The organism is Candidatus Hydrogenedentota bacterium (assembly GCA_016791475.1).
Classification (GTDB): domain Bacteria; phylum Hydrogenedentota; class Hydrogenedentia; order Hydrogenedentales; family JAEUWI01; genus JAEUWI01.
In genome coordinates this window covers 1-754 of sequence record JAEUWI010000202.1, presented here as the reverse complement: position 1 = coordinate 754, position 754 = coordinate 1, and the positions used below count along the sequence as shown (strand labels likewise).

Below are 754 nucleotides of genomic sequence, written 5' to 3'. Positions count from 1 at the left end.
CCTCAACAAGCCATTTAAAAAGGGGTCAAATCCGCTTCAGCACGGCGCTTCCACGTTCTTGCCGGCGTACCAGCGCCAGGTGATGAACAGGCAACTGAGGTAGAACAGCGCGAACACCACCAGCGCCGCCTGATAGCCGCCGGTCAGGTCGATGGACGCGCCGTAGGCGATGGGGATGAAGAAGCCGCCGAACGCCGCCACCGCCGAACTGAAGCCGAGCGTGGCGGCCGCTTCGGTCGCGGCCAGGCGCGACGCCTGCTCCAGACCCGCGCGGTCCGCCCCGTGCAACTGCCGCTGGCGCAGGACGCGGAAAATGATCGGGATCATGCGGAAGGTGGAGCCGTTGCCGATGCCCGCCGCGACGAACAAGATCAGATACATGATGATGAAACCGCTCATATTGCCGTCGCCGCCGTTCAGCCCCGGCAGGAACAGCAGCGCGCCGAAGGAGGCCGCCGCCATCGCCACGAATACCCAGCAAGTGATGATCGCGCCGCCGATCCGATCCGACAGCCAGCCGCCAAGCGGGCGGATCAGCGCCGCCAGCAGCGGGCCGACGAAAGCGAATTTGAAGGCGTTGGCGTTCGGAAACGCGGTATTGACCAGCATCGGGAACGTGGCCGCCAGCCCGATGAACGAACCGAAGGTGCCGGTATACAGCCAGCTCATCAGCCACTGATGCTTGTGGCGGAAGATCGCCACCTGCTCGGCAAAACCGGCCTTGACCGTGGCGATATTGTCCATGCCGAACCAC

At 64.3% G+C, this 754-nt stretch carries 1 protein-coding gene; it reads right to left on the bottom strand.

From position 1 onward, the window contains the following. Positions 1-36: 36 nt before the first annotated feature. A partial coding sequence (locus JNK74_28700) for a nitrate/nitrite transporter (GenBank protein ID MBL7650164.1) occupies positions 37-754 on the bottom strand: 718 nt, incomplete at its 5' end.